The organism is Brachybacterium sp. ACRRE (assembly GCF_022346485.1).
Taxonomy (GTDB): domain Bacteria; phylum Actinomycetota; class Actinomycetes; order Actinomycetales; family Dermabacteraceae; genus Brachybacterium; species Brachybacterium halotolerans.
On sequence record NZ_JAKRMO010000030.1, the window covers coordinates 28,699 to 47,963 of the forward strand.

A 19,265-nucleotide genomic window follows, 5' to 3' on the forward strand; every position below is an offset into this window, starting at 1 on the left:
CGCTCACGAGCGGCGCAGCGAGGGCAGTGCGGAGAGCAGCGGGACCGGGCTCGACCCGTCCTGCGGGCCGAACCGCAGCGTGACGGCGCCCGCCGCCAGGAGCGGCGCCGGGTGCACGGCGACGACGGGGGCTGCGGGCACCAGCTGCTCCTCGACGCTCGCGTGCGCCGGCACCGCGAAGCCGAGCAGGAACGGTGCGCCCGCGCAGAGGGGCAGGCGCGCAGCGAGTCGTCCGCGCAGCAGCATCCCGGCGCGCGGGAGCCCGATCGGCGCGGGATGCGGATACCAGCCCACCCACACCGAGGGATCCCCGCGCGGGCTGAAGCCCACCGGCAGGTCGAGCCCGACATCGATCGCGCCCGCGCCGTCGCCCGTGATCGCGAAGGGACGCACCGGACGGCCGGCGACCTGGTCCGCGAGGCGCCGCAGCGATGCGGGCGGCAGGCCGACGCCCGCCCGGAAGCGCCGGGAGAAGCTCGAGAGGGAGTCGAAGCCGACCTCCGTGGCGACGTCGACCACGGGGAGCGCCTCGTCGGCCAGGAGCATGCGCTTGGCCGCGTCGATCCGCAGCGCGGTGAGGTAGCGGCCGGGGGAGACGCGGTAGCGCGTCGTGAACAGCCGCGAGAAGTGGAAGGGGCTGTAGCCGGCCTGCTCGGCGAGATCCTCGACGCCGAGCTCCGCCGAGCGGCCGCGCGCCAGCTCGAGCACGGAGGCCCAGCGGGCCGCCGTGCGCGCATCGTCGGCCGGAGCCGGAGCCGGAGCCGAAGTCTGGGCAGAGGCCGCCGGAGCCGGGGCGGAGCCGGCACTCGGGGGCGTGATCGCGGTCACGCCGGAGAGTATACGAAGGGGCCCCGACATCGACCCGTGGGTCGATACCGGGGCCCCGACGGGAGCGCCGCGTCAGTAGCCGATCGAGCGCAGGTACTCGCGGGAGTCGCGGATCGCGTCGATCGGGTCGCGGCCGTAGGTGTCGTCCTGCTCGATGAGGAAGTACTCGGCACCGGCCTTCTCGGCGGCGGGCAGGAGATCGGGCCAGTTCATGTTGCCCTGGCCCACCTCCGCGAACTGAGCGAGGTTCAGGAAGTGCTCCTGGAACTCCTTCATCGAGATCTTGTCCGTGGAGAACTGCTCGTACAGCTCCTTGCTCAGCGGCGCGATGCGGAAGTCCTTGACGTGGATCAGCTTGCAGGCGCCGGAGTAGGCCTCGAGCATGTCCAGCGGGGCCATGCCGCCGCGCTGGACCCAGTGCAGATCCACCTCGAACAGCAGGGACGGCGCGACCCGGCGCACGATGTCGAAGATGCGCTCGCCGTCGAACTGGATGAGGTCCACGTGGTGGTTGTGGTAGCACAGCGTGACGCCCTGCTCCGCGAGGCGGGCCGCGTAGGGCTCGACCTCGGCCGCCCACGCCTCGCAGGCCTCCTTCGAGACCATCGCGGAGAACGGCATCATGCCGATGCGCAGGAAGCGCGAGCCCGTGCGCCTGCACGCCTCCACGGCGCGGTCGAACTCGGTCTCCAGGGCGAAGCCGTTGCCGCCGGGGGCGATCGAGGCGCTCATGGCGGCGGTCTCGACGCCGAAGTCCTCCTTGCCGCGCACGAGGTCGTCGATGAGCTGGTCGGTCATCTCGACCTGGGACACCTCGACGGCGTCGATGTCGAGGTCGCGCACGCTGCGCAGCACCTCGTACATCCCCTTCTCGTTGATCTGGTCCTTGAGCATCATCAGCTGCAGTCCGAGGACGGGCATGGTGGTCTTCTCCTTCGAAATCCGGTGGTGGTGGGCGCGGGACGCCGGAGGCTCCGCGGGGGAGGGACCCGGACACCGCGACCAGCGCGGGCGCCCGGGTCCGGGGCTCAGGAGCGCGTGGGGAACTGGCCCTCGGCCTCGATGCGCTTGTTGATCTCGGTGAGGTACTCGTCGGCCGGGTACTCCACGAGGTCGATCTCGCGGCCGGTCCAGGCCGAGAGCTGCATGCCGGAGGCGAGGCGGACGCCGTTGATGCCCTCGGCCCCGTCGGCGATCAGGGGGGTGCCGTCGTTGATGTGGGCCGCGAAGTTGGTCAGGACGCTGATGTGCTGCTGGCCCCAGGCCGATTCGTACTCCTTGACCTCGGTCTCGTAGAGGTCGGCGGTGTCGATCTTGCCCATGAACAGCTTGCCCACGTCCTCGGCGGACATGCCGTCGGACAGCGAGCGCTCGTCCTGCTTCAGGCGGGTGATCGTCACCTTCTTGGAGGCGTCCACGACGATCTTCCCCTTGTCGAACAGCATCTCGAGGCGGTCGGTGCCGATGATGTCGTTCGTCGAGGTGATGAAGCTGCCGGTGGCCCCGTCGCCGAAGTCGACGACGGCGTTGACCTCGTCCTCGGTGGCGATGTCGCGCTGGAAGCCGAAGGCGAGCTTCGCGAACACCTTCTGCGGGACGCCGCAGAGCCACTGCCAGAGGTCCAGCTGGTGGGGGGCCTGGTTCACGAGGACGCCGCCGCCCTCGCCGCCCCAGGTGGCGCGCCATGCGGACTGGTCGTAGTAGGCCTGGGGGCGCCACCAGGTGGTGATGATCCACGAGGTGTGGCGCAGCCGCCCGAGCTCCCCGGAGCCGATGAGGTCCTTGAGGTCGGTGTACACGGGGTTGGTGCGCTGGTTGAACATGATCGCGAAGGTGGTCTCGGGGTGAGCGGCGGCGAAGGCGTTCATCTCCTCGACCTGCTTCGTGTACACGCCGGCCGGCTTCTCCGTGAGCGTGTGGATGCCCTTGCCGATCGCGGTAATCGTCATCTCGGGGTGCAGGTAGTGGGGGACCGTGGTGACCACCGCGTCGACATCGCCCGAGTCGAGCATCGCGACGTAGTCGTCGTAGAACGGCACTCCCGCGTGCTTCTGCGCGGCGAGGTCCTTCTTGGCCGGGTCCGTGTCGGCGATCGCGCCGAGGGTCATGCCCTCAATCCTCCCGTCGGCCAGGAGCCCGGCGTACATGCCGCCCTGGGCCCCGAGTCCGATGATGCCGAGCCGTACGTTCTTCTCCGACATGGTGTCTCCTGTCTGCGATGGGTGACTGTCTGCGGTGGGTGACGGGTGGCCCGCGATGCGGGCCGGATGGGGCGGGCCGGCTCCTCGAGCTCCCCGCGTCGATGGAGTCGGCGGCCCCTCGCGAGGAGCCGCCGACGGTCGGATCAGGCCTGCGTCCCCTCGGCCTCGTGCTTGGCCTCCAGGGCGGCCACGTTCTCGTGCACACGCTTCTTCGACAGCGGGTACCAGAAGGCGAAGACGAGGGCGGTGGCCGCGAAGAGCAGGCCTGGCAGGAGGGTGGTCAGGCTGTAGACGCCGCCCAGCACGCCCTCGGTCTGCTGGACGCCTCCCTCCTTGTAGCCGATCCAGGCCAGGGCCCAGCCGGCGAGTCCTCCGGCGAAGGCCTGGCCGAGCTTACGGGCCCACGAGTAGATCGAGTACACGGTCGCGTCGTTCCGCTCGCCGGTGCGGATCTCCTGGAAGTCGATCACGTCGGTGATGAACGCCCAGATCAGCAGGTTGATGCAGCCGATGCCGAGCATCATCAGCATGTAGCCGATCATGAAGACGATCGGGCTGTCGGTGCGGATCACGCACAGGATCAGAGCGGCGACGAAGGCGAGTCCCATGCCGAAGATGCCGAACTCCTTCTTGCCGAACCGCTTGCCCAGCGCGGTCGCGAAGGGGACGAGCAGCAGGGTCGGGAGCAGGCCCACGAGGTTCACGAGCGAGAGCAGCGAGCCGTGGTTGTAGACGTCGTTGTAGACGTACGGCAGCAGCGCCATCAGGGACATCTGGCCGATGAGCATCAGCAGCGCGCCCACGACGATGCCGGTCAGCGCGCGGTTCGTGAGGAGCGTGCCCATCACGGCCCCGAAGCCCATGCGCTCGGCCTTGGGCCTCGGCGGGGTCTCGATGCGCTCCTCGACGTTGACGTAGCAGAGCACGTAGCAGACGACCGCGAGGATCGCGCAGGCCAGCGCCGCGAGCATCATGCGGGTGCCGGAGAGCTCGGAGCGGCCGTCGATCTGCACGTAGACGACCAGGGGGAGCACCACGGAGACCGCGAGGTTCGCGAGGGTGCCGCCGAGCGAGCGGAACACTGACAGCGACGAGCGCTCTCCCACCTTGTTCGAGATGACCGAGGCCATCGAGCCGTAGGGGATGTTGATCAGCGTGTAGAAGACCGAGCCCCACAGCATGTAGGTGACGATCATCCAGGCGAGGCGCGCCCCGTAGGCGCCGTCCTGCAGGAACGGGCTGAACATCAGCACGGCCATCACAGCCACGGGGATCATGATCCGCAGGAGCCAGGGCTTGAAGCGGCCCGACCGGCCGGGCCTCAGCACGTCGATCAGGCGTCCCGCGCCCACGTCGGTGAAGGCGTCGACGATGCGGGCGGCGAACAGCAGGGTGCCCACGTGGGCCGGGTTGATGCCCATGACGTTCGTGTAGAAGATCAGGAAGAACGAGGACTGCAGCAGGAACGTGAAGTCGTTCCCGAAGTCGCCGAACATGTACCCGAACTTGTCGCGCCATCCGAAGGGGCGAACCCGGTGGGGTGTCGGGGCCGACGCGATGTCGGGAGCCTGGATCGTGCTCATGTGCATCTCCGTGTCTCATCCTTGAGAGGCAGAAGGGGGAGGGAGCACGCGTGACGTCGATGCTCACTGCTTCGCCGTGGTGATCGGCGGGGACCGGGGTCCGCTGCGCCTGCCCTCCGATTGTGGACGGCTCGGCACGCGCGGCAACCTTGTTGCCGCGCTTTGCTCCGATACCCGGGAGGCTCGGCGGCCGGGAGACACGGCGGCCGGGAGACGTGACAGCCGAGAGACGTGAAGCCCGGGAGACGCGGAGCGCCGGCGGAGGATGCCCTGGAGCATCCGCCGCCGGCGCGTCGGAGAGGTGTCGGGGGACCCGACGTCAGAGGTTGATGGTCACGTCCGCGTCCTTGCGCAGGTCCTGGGCGATCTTCGTGGCCGCTTCGCCCTCCTGTTGGGTCTTCGCCTGCTGGGCGAGCTGGTCCTTGACGTCCTTGTAGGCGGGCACCTGCGTGGAGCCCCCGCCGTCGCTCGCGCCGGAGGAGCCGCCGGACTGGCTCTGGGCCTGGCCGGCCTGCTCGTACTGCTTCTTCAGCTGCGCGTACTGCTGCTTGAGCTCCTTCTCGCTGGGATCGGAGATCTTCGCCTTCTTGTCGATGTACGCGGTCAGCTCGAACTGGGAGGCGGCGTCCTGGCGGACCTGCTTCTCGCTCGAGCCCTGCTGCTCGAGAGCCTTGACGACCTCGTCGCCGGACTTCATGCCGTTCTGCTGGGCGATGGTGTCCAGGGTCTTGTCGATGTCGTCGTCCCCGGCCTTGATGCCGGCCTTGTCGGCGGCCTGGGTGAGCAGCTGGTTGTCCACCAGCTGGTCCGCGACCTGCTTCTTGAGCGAGTCCTCGTCGGGCGCCTGCCCGCCGGACTGCTGCGACATGGTGGCCTGCTGGTACTGGGACTCGTAGGCCTGGCTGAACTCGTCCTTGCTGATCTTCGTGCCGTTGACCTCGGCGACGGGATCGGGGACGCCGGAGAGGTCGGGCTTGCCCTGCTCTCCCTGCTGGGACTGCAGACCCTGCTGGCCTCCGTCGCTCGCGGACTGCTGGGAGCCCTGCTGCTGACCGGAGCCGGACTGGTCGGCCCCCTGCCCGCCGCCGCATGCGGCGAGGGCGAGGACGGCGGTGAGGGAGACGGCGCCGAGCGCGCGTCGGGCGGTGGTCCTGATGGTGGTCATGGATCCTCCTGGGGTGGACGGCTCGGGCGACGGTACAGGTCGAACCCTGGTGCCGTGTTCGTGGAGTGTTCAGTGCCCGCCCAGCCCCGGATGGGAGGGGCCGACGGCGGGTCGACGCCGAACGGGAGTCGGGCTGGGGTCGGGAGCGCGGGGCGCCCGGACTGCGGGGCGCCGGGACTGCGGGGAACGCAGAAGACCGCGGCGGCGAGGCACGAGTGCTTCGCCGCCGCGGTCTTCGGATCCGCGGAGTGCGGGAGGGACTCCCGAGTCCGGATCAGTACAGGTTCAGGAACGCCTGCAGGGTCTTGACGCTGCCCGAGTCCAGCTGGTCGCCGCCGTTCTGGGTGGCGCCGACCTGGTGCTCGATGCCCTTGACGGTCGCCGAGCCGAGCTCGCCGTCCTGGGTGTTGCCGGTCCAGGCCTGGACGGCCTTGACGGTCTGCGCGTCCATCTTGCCGGTCTGGTCGATGTTCAGCCAGTCCTGAAGAGCCGAGACGGTCTTCGGGCCCATCTTGCCGTCGACGTCCAGGGTGCCCGCCACGGAGATGCCGGGGGCCGAGGAGTTCGAGGAGGACTGCGAGGTGCTCTTCTTCGCGGTCTCCTTGGTGAAGCCGTTCTCGGTGCAGTTGTTCGCGATGCCGTCGCCGTCGCAGCTCCAGTCGCCCTGCTTCTCGCTGGACTTCTTGGTGCCGGAGGTGGACTGCGAGGTGCTCTGCTTCTTCTCGGTCTTCTTGGTGAAGCCGTTCTCGGTGCAGTTGTTGGCGATGCCGTCGCCGTCGCAGCTCCAGTCGCCCTGGGGCTTGCTGGACTGCTTCGAGCTGGTGCTCTTGGAGGAGCTCGAGGACGAGGAGTTCGAGGAGGAGCTCTTGTGGCTCGAGCTCGAGGAGCCGCCGCTGGGGATGGAGGCGTTGGAGTCGCCCGAGCCGGAGAGGCCCTTGCCGCAGACGGGCCATGCGCCCTTGCCCTGGCCGGCGAGCACGCGCTCGGCGACGGCCTTCTGCTGCGCCTTGGAGGCGTTCTGCGGGCTGCCGGTGCCGCCGTACGCCTTCCAGGTGGAGTCGGTGAACTGCAGTCCGCCCTTGAAGCCGTTGCCGGTGTTGGTGGACCAGTTGCCGCCGGACTCGCACTGAGCGACGGTGTCCCACTGGTCGGCGTGGGCGTCGGTGCTGGTGGTCGCCATCATGCCGGTGGCGACGAGGGCGCCGCCGGCGATCGCGATGGCGCCGCGGCGGAGGTATGCGTTGAGCGTCGAGGTGCTCTCATGGGTCGACATGGGAGATGGCTCCTTCGAGAGTCGTCGATAAGGGGGAAGTCCTGGAGCAGTTGCCGTACCGCCGGGGGTGCAAGCGAACCGGGGTGCATCTGCGTCGGCCACCGTACGGGCGGGGCGGGGGCGCGCCTCAAGGCTGGTGAAGAAGAGTTGGCAGAGCTTTGACCTTGAATGCTCGGTGGCTCACACGACACGCCGTTACCTGCGCGTGACCTGAATGTTGGAGGAACGAAGTCTGGTCGTCGCGCCAAGGATCCGGGGGCCAGCAGGTGACGTGGCCCGCTCCTCGTGGTGTCGACGCAGGTCATGCCCGTAAAGAATCGCCGCTTCAGGTAAAAGTGCATGGTGCGGCCGCGTGGGGGCCATGGTGCGGCCGCGCGCGAGTCCGGGCGAGCTCCCGCCACGCGGGCAGGACGCGCGGAGCACGGCCGTGCCGCGCTAGGGTGTCGGCTCCTCCCTCTCCGGCGCGGATCCTGTGCGGTCCGGACCGGGCCCGCTCGGCATCGCCGCCGCGCACCTCCTCACGGTGGCGCGATGCCCCCGTCCCAGGAGTCCCATGCCCCCCGAAGAACCACCGAACGACCATCCGCCGGCATCGCCACCGGCACCGGATCCGGCCCCGCCGCGCCGGACGGCCCTGAAGGCGCTGGGCGGCATCGTCGCCGCGGGCGCCATCGGCACCGCCACGTACGGGTCGATCGCCTCCGCCTCCGGCGGCGAGGACCTGCGCTCCTCCCTCACGATCATCGCCCCCGCCGCCGCCGGCGGCGGGTGGGACACTGCGGCGCGCTCGATGCAGCAGGCGCAGCGCGCCGGGGGCATCGTGAACAACACGCAGGTCGTGAACATCCCCGGCGCGGGCGGCACGATCGCACTGTCCAGCCTCGCCAGCCAGCGCGGTCACGCCGAGACCCTCATGATCGGCGGCACCGGCCTGCTCGCGGCGACCATCCAGTACGGGTCCTCGACCACCCTCGAGGACGTCACGAACCTCGGCGTGGTCGTCGAGGAGAACGACGTGATCGTGGTGCCCGGCGATTCCGAGTTCGAGAGCCTCGACGACCTCGTCGAGGCATGGACGAACGACGTGGGCGGCATCCCGTGGACGGGCGGCGGCTCCTTCGACCAGCTCGTGGTCACCCAGCTCGCCGTCGCCGCCGGCGTCACGGGCTCCGACGTCAACTACATCTCCTCCGACGGCGGGGGAGAGGCCACCCAGGCCCTGCTGAACGGCACCGCGAAGGCCGCCTCGAGCGGCTACCCCGACTCCGTGGACATGATCGAGTCCGGGAGGCTGAAGGCCCTCGCCATCGTCGCCGAGAAGCCGATCGACGGCATCGACCTGCCCACCACCGTGGACCTCGGCTACGACGTCACCCTCACCAACTGGCGCTCCATGCACGCCCCGGCGGGGATCAGCGAGGACGAGATCTCCCAGCTGCTGGCGATCATCGAGGAGACGATCGCGACGCCGGACTGGAAGGAATCGGTCCGCCACTACCACTGGGCGGAGAACATCGTGGACCGCGACGAGGTCCAGCACTACCTGGACGAGCAGGCCAAGCTGATCCGCTCGCTGTACGAGGAGCTCGGCGTATGACCACCGCACCGCAGACCCCTGACACCCCGTCGGCCGACGGGTCGGCCCTCGACCCCGACGCCTCGTCGGCCGAGCCGGAGACCGGTCTCCTCGCCGAGCTGTCCGTCCCCATCGTCATGGCCGCCTTCGCGATCTACCTGTTCGTGGGCCTCGTGACCATGAAGCTCCCCGAGGGGACCTCGTTCCCCGGTCCGCGCTTCGTCCCCGAGATCCTCGCCGCGGGCATCGCGGCGCTCGTGATCGTGCAGGTCATCAGCGTCGTGCGCCGCCACAGCCCGCTCGCGCCCGATCGCACCCGCCCCGCCGGGCGCGACGAGACCGAGGGCATCGCGGGCACCGTCACGCGTCGCCTCGGCATCGCGTGGGGCCCCTTCGCCTGGGCGGTGGGCGGATTCGCCGTGTTCGCGGTGACCCTTCCCTACCTCGGCTGGATCCTCGGCGGCGGACTGCTGTTCTGGTGCGTCTCGCGGTCCTTCGGGTCCCGCCGCCCGCTCATGGACGTGGTGGTCGCGCTCGCGGTCTCCTCCGTCGCCTACATCTGCTTCGACATGGCGCTCGGGCTCGCGCTGCCCTCGGGCCTGCTGGGAGGGGGATTCTGAGATGGATTCGATCAGCATGCTGCTGGGAGGGCTCGGCGACGCGCTCACCCTGACGAACCTGCTGTGGGTGCTCATCGGGTGCCTGCTGGGCACCGCGGTGGGCGTCATGCCCGGACTGGGGTCCTCGATGGCGGTCGCGCTGCTGCTGCCCGTCACCTTCGCCCTGGATCCGACGGCGGCGTTCATCATGTTCTCCGGCATCTACTTCGGCGGTCTCTTCGGGGACTCGACGATGGCGATCCTCATGAACACCCCGGGCCAGGCGTCCGCGATCGCCTCGACCTTCGAGGGCCACGCGATGGCCCGCGCGGGACGTGCGCCGCAGGCCCTCGCGACCGCCGCGATCGGTGCCTTCGTGGGCGGCATGGCGGCATCGGTGCTCGTGGTGTTCTTCGCGCCATGGCTCGCGGCCTTCTCCACGAGCTTCGGACCCGCGGAGTTCTTCGCGCTCGCCGTGTTCGCCTTCTTCGCGACCAGCTCGGTGCTCGCCGACTCCGCGGTCAAGGGCCTGCTGGCCCTGCTGCTGGGCATCGGCATCTCGGTGATCGGCATCGACGGCGTCAGCGGCGCTCCGCGCTTCACCGCGGGCTCGCCGCTGCTGTTCGACGGGATCTCCCTGGTCACCGTCACGGTGGGGATGCTCGCGCTCGCCGAGGTCATCTACGTGGCCTGCCGCGAGCGCTTCGACCCCACGCGCGCACCGATGAAGGCCTCCGGCCGTCCGTGGCTCAACCGTGCAGAGCTCAAGGAGGCGGCCCCCGCCTGGGCGCGCGGCACCATCATCGGTCTGCCCTTCGGCGTGGTCCCCGCCGGCGGGTCCGAGCTGCCCACCTTCCTCGCCTTCGGCCTCGAGCGCCGCCTGGACGCGCGGCGCAGGAACCCGCGCTTCGGCAAGGGCGCGATCCGGGGCCTGGCCGCACCGGAGGCCGCGGGCAACGCGACCACCGGCATGGCGATGGGCGCTCTGCTGGCCCTCGGTCTGCCGGTCTCCGCGACCGCCGCGATGATGCTCGCCGCCTTCCGCCAGTACGGGCTGCAGCCCGGTCCGCTGCTGTTCGACCGCTCCGCGGATCTGGTCTGGACGCTGCTGGCGAGCTTCTTCCTCGCGATGATCGTGCTACTGGTGATCAACATGCCCTTCGCCCAGCTCTGGGCGAAGCTGCTGCTGATCCCCAAGCCGTACCTGTACGCGGGCATCGCGATGTTCTGCGGGCTGGGCATCTACGCGACCAGCCCGTCGGTCGCCGATCTGCTGATCCTGCTGGTGATCGGGCTCATCGGCTTCCTGATGCGGCTGGCCGACTACCCGCTGGCCCCGCTGATCATCGGCATGGTGCTCGGACCGCTCGCGGAGACCAATCTGCGCGATGCGCTCATGAGCTCGGATGGGAACGCCCTCGCGCTCCTGGACGGGCCCATCGTCTGGCTCATCTACGCGCTGCTGCTGGGGGCGATCGTGCTGACGGTCATCTCCGCGGTGCGGCGCAGCGCGGCGGCCAGGCGGGCCGCGCGGGGCGCGCCGACGGACGTCATCGTCTGAGCGGTGGACGGCTGCGCTCCCTCGGCCGAGCGGCGCGGACGGAGCGCGAGGACGTGAGGGGCACTGGCAGGGTCTGGCACCCTGCCGGTGCCCCCGTAGTCTTCGAGCATGGATCCGATCACCGAGCTGCGGGAGTTCCTCGCCTCGCGCCGTGCCCGCGTGCGCCCCGAGGACGCGGGCCTGCCCGCCTTCGGCAGCCACCGCCGGGTCGAGGGGCTGCGCCGCGAGGAGGTCGCCCTGCTCGCGGGGATCAGCGTCGAGTACTACACCCGCATGGAGCGCGGGCGCGTCGGGTCCGTCTCCGAAGAGGTCCTGCGCGGCATCGCCCGCGCCCTGCTGCTCGACGACATCGAGTCCGAGCACCTGGGGCGGCTGGTGCGGGCCGCGGGTGCGCGCCGCGGGCCCGCGGCCCGCTCCCCGAGACCGGTCGGCGCTGCCCCTTCGGGGGTCTCGGACACCGTCCACCGGATGCTCGACATGCTTCCTGCGCCCGCCTTCGTGCGCAACGGCCGCTTCGACGTGCTCGCCGCGAACGCGATGGGCAGGGCGCTGTACAGCCCGGTGATCGAGTCGATGAGCGAGCCGAACACGGCGCGCTTCGCCTTCCTGGTGCCCTCCGCCCAGCAGTTCTTCGTCGACTTCCCCGGCGCACAGCGCGACGTGGTCGCCTTCCTGCACGCGGAGGCCGGTCGCGACCCCTTCAGCAAGGACCTCCAGGATCTCGTCGGCGAGCTCTCCACGCGCTCCGACCGCTTCCGCGAGCTGTGGGCCGAGCAGGACGTGAAGCTCCACCGCGCAGGCACGAAGCATCTGCGCCACCTGCTCGTGGGGGAGATGGTGCTGGACTACGAGGCCTTCGAGATCTCCGCCAGCCCGGGCCTGCGGCTGAACGTGTACACGGCCGCACCCGGCTCGAGCGCGGCCGACGCGCTCGCCGTGCTCGGCAGCTGGGCGGCGAGCACTGCGGACGGGGCCGACGGGGCCGACGGACGGGACGCGGCCTCGGACGAGGATCCGAGCGCAGACGCCTCGCCCCGGAGCCTCCGCCGCGAGTCCTGACGGCTGGGTCCTGACGGCCGGGTCCTGACGGCCAGGTCCCGACCGATGGTGGGTCGCGACCTCAGACCGGCTCGGTGAAGGCGACGGGCGTGCCCGTCGCCCGCGCATGCGCGATCTCCCGGCGCGTGGACTCGCCGAGGTACCCGTCGGGGTTCACCACGAGGACACGATCGGCGAGGTCGATCTTGCGCAGATGCAGGACACCGAGGGCGGCCTTCTGCTCAGCGCCGATCTCCCGCTCCTCGTCTGGCGCGAACACCACCGGGGCCAGCACGATCGCTCCCGCGAGGGCGAGGTCGCGGGTGACCTCCTGCATCTCGCGGGCGAACCGGGTCGATCCGCAGATGCAGACGATCTCGGGGCGATCGGACCGTGCCATGGTGTCCGCGAGCGCGTCTCGGACCATATGCTCCCGCCGGTCCATCTCAGGACTCGACCGCGTCGCGGAACCAGGTGGTGAGGGTCGTGGGGTGCGTGATCGCGGTGCCCACGACCACGGCGAACGCCCCGGCATCCGCACAGGCCGCGGCCTGCGCGGGCGTGTGCACACGGCCCTCGGCCACGAGCACGGAGGTCGCGGGCAGGGCACCCGCGAGCTCGCCCAGGAGCTCGAGGTCGGGGCCCTCGGTGCGGGGACGCGCATCGGTGTAGCCGGCCAGCGTGGTGCCGACGACATCGGCTCCCGCCTCTGCCGCGGCGAGTGCCGACTCCACGCTGTCGCAGTCGGCCATGATCGGACCGGAGAAGCGCTCGCGGACGGCGGCGACGGTCTCGGGGAAGGTGCGGCCGTCGGGGCGGGGGCGCGTGGTGCCGTCGAGCGCCAGGACGTCCGCGCCGGCATCGAGGACGGCGAGGCAGTGATCGAGGGTGGGCGTGATGAAGACGCCCTCCGTGCCGTCCTTCCAGATCCCGATCACGGGGACGTCCACGGCCTCCTTCACCTGGCGGATGTCCTCGAGGCCCTGGGCGCGGACCGCGGCCGCACCGCCGCGCTCGACGGAGGCCGCGACCTGCGCCATGGTGCCGGGGTCGCGCATCGGCTCTCCGGGATAGGCCTGGCAGGACACGATGAGACGGCCCTCGAGGGCGGAGACCAGGGGATGCATGGCGGGATCCTTCCGGGAGCGGGACTTGAGGCTGCGCGTCGGGGACTGGAGGACAGACGGACGAGTGGAGCGGCGGACCGACGGATGCGGGTGGACGGACAGAGGCGGGCAGACGGAACGGGCGCCGGGTGAGCAGGGTCCCGGGTCAGGAGATCGCCCAGGCCGCCGCCCCCAGCAGTGCCGCGCGCGAACCGGCCCGCGCGCGGACCACGGGGGTGGCCGCGACGACGTCCATCGCCTCGCGCGCGACGCCCTGCCTGAGGGCATCGTCCCAGACCTCGCTCGCGCCGACCACGCCGCCCGCGAGGGCCACGGTCTCGGCGTCCAGCACGTTCAGGAGCGAGCCGATGACGCGGCCCGTGGCGAGACCGGCCAGGCGGTAGGCATCGCGGGCCGGGCCGTCTGCGGCGCGCGCGGCGGCGGCCAGGGCGGGGCCGTCGGCGCACTGCGCCGCGCCCGCGCCGAGGCGTCGGGCGAGGTCGAGGATCCCGGGCCCGGAGGCGAGTCCCTCGAGGTGCCCGACGCGACCGCACGTGCAGGGGACGGACGCGGCCTCGGGGACGGTCACGTGGCCCACGTGGCCCGCGGCGCCGCGCACGCCCACGACGGGCGTGCCGTCGACCACCTGGGCGCCGCCGATGCCCGTGCCCACGGCCACGAGCAGCAGGGAGGACGCGTCCCGTCCGGTGCCGAACAGGGCCTCGCCGAGTCCGTGCGCGTGGACGTCGTTGAGCGCTCGCGCGGGGAGCGCGAAGCGTTCCGTGAAGGCGGCGGCCACGCGCGTGCCCGGCCACCCCGGCAGCGAGGAGGTTGCGTGGGTGATCTCCCCGCGCGCGATGTCGACGACGCCGGCGGTCGAGATGCCGACGGCGCAGACCCGGTCATCCGCTTCACCGGCCCTGCTCGCACCGCCGGTCCTGCTCCCACTGCCGCTCGTGTCGCCTGTCACGTGCGATGCGGCATGGAGGGCCGCCTCGAGCACGGCCCGGGCCCCTTCGCGCGCGGGGGTCGGGACGGTCGTCTCCTCGAGCACCTCGGCGCGGGAGCGGTTCGGGGCGATCCTCACCCGTGCGGCCGTGATCTTGGTGCCGCCGATGTCGAGCGCGAGCACCGTGAGCGGAGTGCTGCCGGTCGCGGCGGCCTCCGAGCCATGGTCAGTCGCCGTGGGCTCCGTGGGCTCCGTGGGCTCCGTGGGCTCCGTGCGCTCCGCGTGCTCAGCGGGCGGCATCCAGCAGTCCCGCCTGGTCGAGGATGGCGCGGATGCGGCCGACCGCCTCGCCCTCGATGGAGGTCATGGGCAGCGACATCGCGTTGGTCGAGATGACGCCCAGCTCGCGCAGCGCGGTCTTGAAGGCGCCCACGCCGGCGGCCGGCCCCACCTTGTCGGTGGGCTGGAAGACGATCTCGAACAGGGCCGCGAGGCGATCCTGCTCCGCCCGCACGGTGTCCCAGTCGCCCGCGCGGGCCGCGCGGTCCATGCGCACGTACCCGGCGGGATCGACGTTGCCGAGCCCCGGCACCGAGCCGTCGGCCCCCGAGAGGTAGGCGCCGTCGACGACGACCTCGTGGCCCGTCAGCAGCGTCAGCGGGGACCCTGCCGCGCGGTTCAGGGCGGCGAGGCGGCGGAAGGCCACGTCGTCGCCACTGGAGTCCTTGACCCCGGCGATCGCGCCGTCGGCCGCCAGCTCCATGAGCTGGGCGGGGGCGAGCTTGACGTGCACGCAGACGGGGATGTCGTAGGCCCACACGGGCACGGAGGAGGCCGCGCCGATCGCCCGGAAGTGGGCGCCGATCTCGTCGGGACCGGTGATCGCGTAGAACGGCGCGGTCGCGACGACACCGGCGACGCCGTGCTTCTCGGCGGCCCGCACGTGGGAGATCACCCGGTGGGCCTGCATGTCGATGACGCCCGCGAGCACCGGCACCTGACCGGCGACCTCGCCCACGACGGCGTCGAGCACGCGGTCGCGCATGGCGTCGTCGTGGTAGGCGACCTCGCCGCTCGAGCCGAGCGCGAAGATGCCGTCGACCCCGGCCTCGAGGAGTCGGCCGACGAGCCGGCTCAGGCTCGCCCGGTCGAGGTCGCCCTCGGCGGTCAGCGGGGTCAGCAGCGGCGGGACGACGCCCCGCAGCGCGGTCGATCCGTCGGTGGTCCCGGGTGCGGTGGTGGTCATGGTGTCTCCTCCGAGAAGTTCGTGTGCAGTTTCGATGATCCCTGTGCTCACAGCAGCGTGGGCGCCGCGGCGAGCAGGGAGCGGGTGTAGGGGTCCTCGGCGTCGGCGAAGACCTGTGCGGCGGGGCCGTGCTCGACGGCGCGTCCGCGATTCATCACCAGGATCTCGTCGGAGACGAAGCGGACCGTCGAGATGTCGTGGGAGATGAAGACGAGACCCAGGCCGAGCTCGGCCTTGAGGTCCATGAGCAGGTTGAGCACCTGGGCGCGGACCGAGACGTCCAGGGCGCTCGTGGGCTCGTCGGCCACGATCACGTCCGGTTCCAGGGTGAGGGCCCGCGCGATCGCGACGCGCTGGCGCTGGCCGCCGGAGATCTGGCGGGGGAGAACGTCGAGCGCGGAGACGGGCAGGCCGACCTGGTGGACGAGCTCGGTGACTCGATCGAGCCGCTCCTTCTCGGTGCCGATGCCATGGACCCGCAAGGGGTCCATGAGCGCCTCGCGGACGACGAGTCGCGGATTGAGGGCCGTCGCCGGGTCCTGGAAGACGACCGAGATGGTGCGGCCGAGGTCCCTGCGGGCGGCGCGGGAGCGCCCAAGCGCCGAGCCGTGGAAGAGGACCTCGCCGCTGGTGACCTTCTGCAGTCCGGTCATCACGCGCGCCAGGGTCGATTTGCCCGAGCCGGATTCGCCGACGATGCCGAGCACCTGTCCGCGGTCCACGCTCAGGCTGATGCCGTCGACCGCGCGGATCGTGTCGGGGTGCAGGAGCGAGCCGGTGCGCAGGCGGTGCACCACGTGCACGTCGCGCAGCTCGATCACCGGGCCGTCGCCCCGGTCGTCGCGGGCCTCGCCGCGGGGGCGGGCATCCTGGGCGCTCATGAGCGGACTCCTCGGTCGTCGGTCTGCGATGCGGGGCGAGGGGACCCGCCGGTGGTCGGGGCCGTGCGCTGCGCGGACGGATCCGGGGCGCCGTCGAAGGACAGCGCGGCGGGGACCCGGTCGATCGTCGCCACCAGGTGCTCGCCGGCCCGGGGCCCGGCGGAGGCCCCTGCGAGCTCGCGCTCCTCGATCGCGACGAGCCGCGGGCGCACGTCGGGGCGGGCCGACGGATCCTGCGAGCGCGGGGCGAAGCGGTCCCCGGTCGCGAACTCCCGCGGCGAGGGCACGGTCCCGGGCACCTGCAGCAGGCGCTCGGCACGGGCCTCGATCGAGAGCACGGAGCCCAGCAGGCCCCGCGTGTACTCGTGGCGGGGATCGGTGAGGATCTGGGCGGTGCGGCCCTGCTCCACGACCTGGCCCGCGTACATCACGGTGATCCGGTGGGCGAGCTGGGAGACCAGGGCGAGGTCGTGGCTCACGAAGACCATCGCGAACCCCAGCTCCTCGCGCAGCCGCTCGAGCAGCTCCACGACCTGCCTCTGCACGGTCACGTCGAGTGCCGTCGTGGGCTCGTCGGCGATCACCAGGCGGGGGTCGCGGGTCAGCGCCATCGCGATCAGCACGCGCTGGCGCTGCCCGCCGGAGAGCTCGTGCGGGTAGGAGGCGAGCGTGCGCGCGGGCTCGAGGCCCACGAGCTCGAGCAGCTCCTCGGCGCTGCGGGTCCCGCCGCGAGAGGTCAGCTGCTTCATCTGCGAGCGGATCAGCATCGAGGGGTTCAGCGAGCTGAGCGCGTCCTGGTAGATCATCGCGACGTCGTGGCCGCGCAGCGCGTTGAGCTGCTTCGATCCCAGGTCCAGGACGTTCCTCCCGTCCAGGAGCACCTCACCGCTCACCCGGGCCGTGCGGGGGAGCAGTCCCATGATCGCGAGGCTCGTGACGGACTTGCCGGACCCCGACTCGCCCACCAGTCCCATGGTCTCGCCGGGGCGCACCGAGAACGAGACGTCGTCGACGATGTCGACGTCGCCGTGCGCCTCGGGGAAGGCGACCCGCAGGTTGCGCACCTCGAGGATCGGAGCGCCGGTCGCGGGCTCGGGACGCTCGCCCCGCGCCTGCTCGGCCTCGCGGAGCCTGCGCAGCGAGTCGTGCAGGACCTGTCGGGCGGTGTCGGCGTCGGTCGCGCCGAGCACGTCCTCCGCAGGCTCTGCGCCCTCGTCGACCGACGGTTCGGCCTCGGAACGATCCGACCCGGGTTGCTCGTCCGCGGCGGGGCGCGCGACGGCTCGGGCGTCCTCGACCACGGGGCTCTGCTCGGCCTCCGCCAGGACCTTCTCCTGCGCGCGCTCATCGGCGTCGACGTCGACCGACGCCTTGATGCGGGGGCTCGCGAGGGTGTCGGTGAGGCCCTCGGAGAGGATGTTCAGGGCGAGGACGGTGAGCAGGATGGCGACGCCCGGGAAGAACGTCGGCCACCAGTAGCCCGCCAGGAGCACGGCCTTGCCCTCGCTCATGATGTTGCCCCAGGAGGGCGAGGGCGGCTGCACGCCCGCGTTGATGAACGAGAGCGAGGCCTCGAAGACGATCGCGTCGGCCACGAGCACGGTCGCGAAGACCATGATCGGCGCAAGGCAGTTGCGCGCCACGTGCTTGAACAGGATCCAGGCCGTCGAGGCGCCCATGACCTGTGATGCCGCGACGTAGTCCTCGCCGAACTGGGCGAGCACGTTCGCGCGGACCACGCGCGCCAGCTGCGGCACGTACAGGAAGGCGATCGCGAAGATGATCACCGGCAGCGAGGTGCCGAAGACGGCCACGAAGACGGCCGCGAGCGCGATGCCGGGGAACGCCATGATCACGTCGAGGATGCGCATGACGACCTCGGAGGGCAGCTTCGCCGCGGTCGCGGCAAAGGATCCCAGGACGGCGGCGACCACGAGCGCTGCGGCCGTGGCGCACAGGCCGATCAGAAGCGAGGAGCGGGCGCCGTGCAGCAGTCGCGAGAACACGTCGCGGCCCACGCTGTCGGTGCCCATCCAGTGCTCCGCGCTCGGGGGCTGCACGGGGGAGCCGGTCGCGAGCGGGTCGAAGGGGCTGATGACGGACGCGAGTGCGGCGGCCAGGATCAGCACGGCGAGGAAGCCCAGGGCGATCTTCGAGGGCAGGGGGAGGGAGCGCAGCGCGCCCGGGCGCGCGCCGCTGACGGAGGCGAGGCGGGTGCCGAGTCGTCGTCGCATGTCAGATGCTCCTGATCCGGGGGTTGACGAGCACGTAGAGCAGGTCCACGAGGATGTTCACGACGATGAAGGCGATCGCCACGGTGAGCGTCACGCCCTGGACGAGGAACACGTCGTTGCGCTTCACGCCGTCGAGGATGAGCTGGCCCATCGCCTGGATGTTGAAGATGATCTCGATGATCACCGCGCCGCCCATCAGATAGCCCACGCGCAGGCCGAGCACCGTGATCGGGGTGATGAGCGCGTTGCGCAGCACGTTGCGCGCGACCACGACCGGGTAGGGAACGCCCGCGCCGACCGCCGTGCGCACGTAGTCGCGGTCCAGCTCCTCGACCATCGCCGTGCGCACCACGCGGGTGAGGGAGCCCGCGACCGGTACGCCGAGGGCGATGGCGGGGAGCGCCACGTTGTGGGACCAGGCGGCCGGGTCCGTGAGCGGACCGCCCCACTGGCTGACCAGGGCGGGGAAGGCGCCCCAGCCGCCCGGGACCTCGCCGAGCCACTGGATCAGCAGGATCGCGAGCCAGAACGACGGCGTCGCGAGGGCGGCGACGGACAGCACGCGGATGAGCTGGTCGGGCCAGCGGTCGCGGAACAGGGCGGCGAGGACGCCCAGGATCGCGGCCAGGACGATCGCGAAGGCGAGGCCCAGGAAGGTCAGCTGCAGCGTGATGGGGAAGGCCTTGGCGACCACGTCAGTGACGGGAGTGTTGCCGCTGGTGGTGCCGAGGTCTCCGTGGAGCATGCCGCCGAGGAACCGCAGGTAGCGGATGACCAGCGGGTCGTTCAGCCCGTTCGCCTCGCGGTACTGGGCGAGGGCGGCGGGCGAGGCGGACTCGCCGAGCGCGAGGCGCGCCGGGTCCGACGGCGAGAACGACATCACGACGAACACCAGCAGGGTGACGCCGAGGATCATGAGCGGCAGCGAGACGAGTCGCCTGCCGATCAGACGGACGAGTGGGGACACGGATCCCTCCAGGCGGGCCGGGGGCGGACGGGCGGTGCGGGGCGGCGGGGGCCGGGCC

General features: G+C 71.3%; 17 protein-coding genes. 4 read left to right on the plus strand and 13 right to left on the minus strand.

Annotated features, from left to right (window positions below):
• Positions 1 to 3: 3 nt before the first annotated feature.
• The 6 genes from MHY49_RS10315 to MHY49_RS19195 form a co-directional block, all read right to left on the minus strand.
• Positions 4 to 828, minus strand: a complete 825-nt coding sequence (locus tag MHY49_RS10315; RefSeq protein WP_239203904.1) for a helix-turn-helix transcriptional regulator — start codon at positions 826 to 828, stop codon at positions 4 to 6.
• A 72-nt stretch (positions 829 to 900) separates the two neighbouring features.
• Complete coding sequence (locus MHY49_RS10320; RefSeq protein WP_239203905.1) at positions 901 to 1,749, minus strand: sugar phosphate isomerase/epimerase; 849 nt, start codon at positions 1,747 to 1,749, stop codon at positions 901 to 903.
• A gap of 107 nt (positions 1,750 to 1,856) precedes the next feature.
• On the minus strand, positions 1,857 to 3,029 hold the full coding sequence (locus MHY49_RS10325) for a Gfo/Idh/MocA family protein (RefSeq protein WP_239203906.1): 1,173 nt from the start codon (positions 3,027 to 3,029) through the stop codon (positions 1,857 to 1,859).
• 143 nt (positions 3,030 to 3,172) lie between these two features.
• Complete coding sequence (locus tag MHY49_RS10330) at positions 3,173 to 4,612, minus strand: MFS transporter (protein ID WP_239203907.1); 1,440 nt, start codon at positions 4,610 to 4,612, stop codon at positions 3,173 to 3,175.
• A gap of 319 nt (positions 4,613 to 4,931) precedes the next feature.
• Positions 4,932 to 5,777, minus strand: coding sequence for a SurA N-terminal domain-containing protein (locus tag MHY49_RS10335; protein WP_239203908.1), 846 nt, complete (start codon positions 5,775 to 5,777; stop codon positions 4,932 to 4,934).
• Positions 5,778 to 6,051: 274 nt separating this feature from the next.
• On the minus strand, positions 6,052 to 7,050 hold the full coding sequence (locus MHY49_RS19195; RefSeq protein ID WP_304502674.1) for a transglycosylase family protein: 999 nt from the start codon (positions 7,048 to 7,050) through the stop codon (positions 6,052 to 6,054).
• A 553-nt stretch (positions 7,051 to 7,603) separates the two neighbouring features.
• Here MHY49_RS19195 and MHY49_RS10345 point away from each other — a divergent pair.
• The 4 genes from MHY49_RS10345 to MHY49_RS10360 all read left to right on the plus strand — a co-directional run bounded on the left by MHY49_RS10345 (position 7,604) and on the right by MHY49_RS10360 (position 11,845).
• Positions 7,604 to 8,647 carry a tripartite tricarboxylate transporter substrate binding protein gene (locus MHY49_RS10345; protein WP_239203909.1) on the plus strand — a complete coding sequence of 348 codons (1,044 nt, stop codon included), beginning with the start codon at positions 7,604 to 7,606 and terminating at the stop codon, positions 8,645 to 8,647.
• Positions 8,644 to 9,246 carry a tripartite tricarboxylate transporter TctB family protein gene (locus tag MHY49_RS10350; RefSeq protein ID WP_239203910.1) on the plus strand — a complete coding sequence of 201 codons (603 nt, stop codon included), beginning with the start codon at positions 8,644 to 8,646 and terminating at the stop codon, positions 9,244 to 9,246. Before MHY49_RS10345 ends, MHY49_RS10350 begins: the two co-directional genes overlap by 4 nt.
• Before the next feature lies 1 nt (position 9,247).
• Positions 9,248 to 10,786 carry a tripartite tricarboxylate transporter permease gene (locus tag MHY49_RS10355; protein WP_239203911.1) on the plus strand — a complete coding sequence of 513 codons (1,539 nt, stop codon included), beginning with the start codon at positions 9,248 to 9,250 and terminating at the stop codon, positions 10,784 to 10,786.
• A 108-nt stretch (positions 10,787 to 10,894) separates the two neighbouring features.
• Positions 10,895 to 11,845: a helix-turn-helix transcriptional regulator gene (locus tag MHY49_RS10360; RefSeq protein WP_239203912.1), complete on the plus strand. Its 951-nt coding sequence runs from the start codon at positions 10,895 to 10,897 to the stop codon at positions 11,843 to 11,845.
• Between the two features lie 61 nt (positions 11,846 to 11,906).
• Here the strand turns inward: MHY49_RS10360 and MHY49_RS10365 are convergent, their stop codons facing one another.
• The 7 genes from MHY49_RS10365 to MHY49_RS10395 form a co-directional block, all read right to left on the minus strand.
• Entirely contained in the window at positions 11,907 to 12,224 is a 318-nt protein-coding gene (locus tag MHY49_RS10365) for a hypothetical protein (protein WP_239203913.1), read from the minus strand.
• Positions 12,225 to 12,270: 46 nt separating this feature from the next.
• Complete coding sequence (locus MHY49_RS10370; protein WP_239203914.1) at positions 12,271 to 12,951, minus strand: N-acetylmannosamine-6-phosphate 2-epimerase; 681 nt, start codon at positions 12,949 to 12,951, stop codon at positions 12,271 to 12,273.
• A 145-nt stretch (positions 12,952 to 13,096) separates the two neighbouring features.
• Positions 13,097 to 14,179 carry an ROK family protein gene (locus MHY49_RS10375; RefSeq protein WP_239203915.1) on the minus strand — a complete coding sequence of 361 codons (1,083 nt, stop codon included), beginning with the start codon at positions 14,177 to 14,179 and terminating at the stop codon, positions 13,097 to 13,099.
• Positions 14,166 to 15,125 (minus strand): dihydrodipicolinate synthase family protein, encoded by a 960-nt coding sequence (locus MHY49_RS10380; RefSeq protein WP_239203916.1) that lies wholly within the window; start codon positions 15,123 to 15,125, stop codon positions 14,166 to 14,168. Before MHY49_RS10380 ends, MHY49_RS10375 begins: the two co-directional genes overlap by 14 nt.
• A gap of 47 nt (positions 15,126 to 15,172) precedes the next feature.
• The gene (locus MHY49_RS10385) at positions 15,173 to 16,006 is read right to left on the minus strand and encodes an ABC transporter ATP-binding protein (RefSeq protein WP_239203917.1); all 834 of its coding nucleotides are present in this window, start codon (positions 16,004 to 16,006) and stop codon (positions 15,173 to 15,175) included.
• Positions 16,003 to 18,240 carry a dipeptide/oligopeptide/nickel ABC transporter permease/ATP-binding protein gene (locus tag MHY49_RS10390; protein ID WP_255719845.1) on the minus strand — a complete coding sequence of 746 codons (2,238 nt, stop codon included), beginning with the start codon at positions 18,238 to 18,240 and terminating at the stop codon, positions 16,003 to 16,005. Before MHY49_RS10390 ends, MHY49_RS10385 begins: the two co-directional genes overlap by 4 nt.
• A 1-nt stretch (position 18,241) precedes the next feature.
• Entirely contained in the window at positions 18,242 to 19,207 is a 966-nt protein-coding gene (locus MHY49_RS10395; RefSeq protein WP_239203918.1) for an ABC transporter permease, read from the minus strand.
• Positions 19,208 to 19,265: the final 58 nt, after the last annotated feature.

Coding starts and splice junctions, on each gene's coding strand:
- MHY49_RS10355 (WP_239203911.1), top strand. CDS start 9,248: ATGGATTCGATCAGCATGCTGCTGGGAGGGCTCGGCGACGCGCTCACC.
- MHY49_RS10345 (WP_239203909.1), top strand. CDS start 7,604: ATGCCCCCCGAAGAACCACCGAACGACCATCCGCCGGCATCGCCACCG.
- MHY49_RS10375 (WP_239203915.1), bottom strand. CDS start 14,179: ATGCCGCCCGCTGAGCACGCGGAGCGCACGGAGCCCACGGAGCCCACG.
- MHY49_RS10320 (WP_239203905.1), bottom strand. CDS start 1,749: ATGCCCGTCCTCGGACTGCAGCTGATGATGCTCAAGGACCAGATCAAC.
- MHY49_RS10385 (WP_239203917.1), bottom strand. CDS start 16,006: ATGAGCGCCCAGGATGCCCGCCCCCGCGGCGAGGCCCGCGACGACCGG.
- MHY49_RS10330 (WP_239203907.1), bottom strand. CDS start 4,612: ATGAGCACGATCCAGGCTCCCGACATCGCGTCGGCCCCGACACCCCAC.
- MHY49_RS10390 (WP_255719845.1), bottom strand. CDS start 18,240: ATGCGACGACGACTCGGCACCCGCCTCGCCTCCGTCAGCGGCGCGCGC.
- MHY49_RS10370 (WP_239203914.1), bottom strand. CDS start 12,951: ATGCATCCCCTGGTCTCCGCCCTCGAGGGCCGTCTCATCGTGTCCTGC.
- MHY49_RS10380 (WP_239203916.1), bottom strand. CDS start 15,125: ATGACCACCACCGCACCCGGGACCACCGACGGATCGACCGCGCTGCGG.
- MHY49_RS19195 (WP_304502674.1), bottom strand. CDS start 7,050: ATGTCGACCCATGAGAGCACCTCGACGCTCAACGCATACCTCCGCCGC.
- MHY49_RS10365 (WP_239203913.1), bottom strand. CDS start 12,224: ATGGCACGGTCCGATCGCCCCGAGATCGTCTGCATCTGCGGATCGACC.
- MHY49_RS10360 (WP_239203912.1), top strand. CDS start 10,895: ATGGATCCGATCACCGAGCTGCGGGAGTTCCTCGCCTCGCGCCGTGCC.
- MHY49_RS10350 (WP_239203910.1), top strand. CDS start 8,644: ATGACCACCGCACCGCAGACCCCTGACACCCCGTCGGCCGACGGGTCG.
- MHY49_RS10335 (WP_239203908.1), bottom strand. CDS start 5,777: ATGACCACCATCAGGACCACCGCCCGACGCGCGCTCGGCGCCGTCTCC.
- MHY49_RS10325 (WP_239203906.1), bottom strand. CDS start 3,029: ATGTCGGAGAAGAACGTACGGCTCGGCATCATCGGACTCGGGGCCCAG.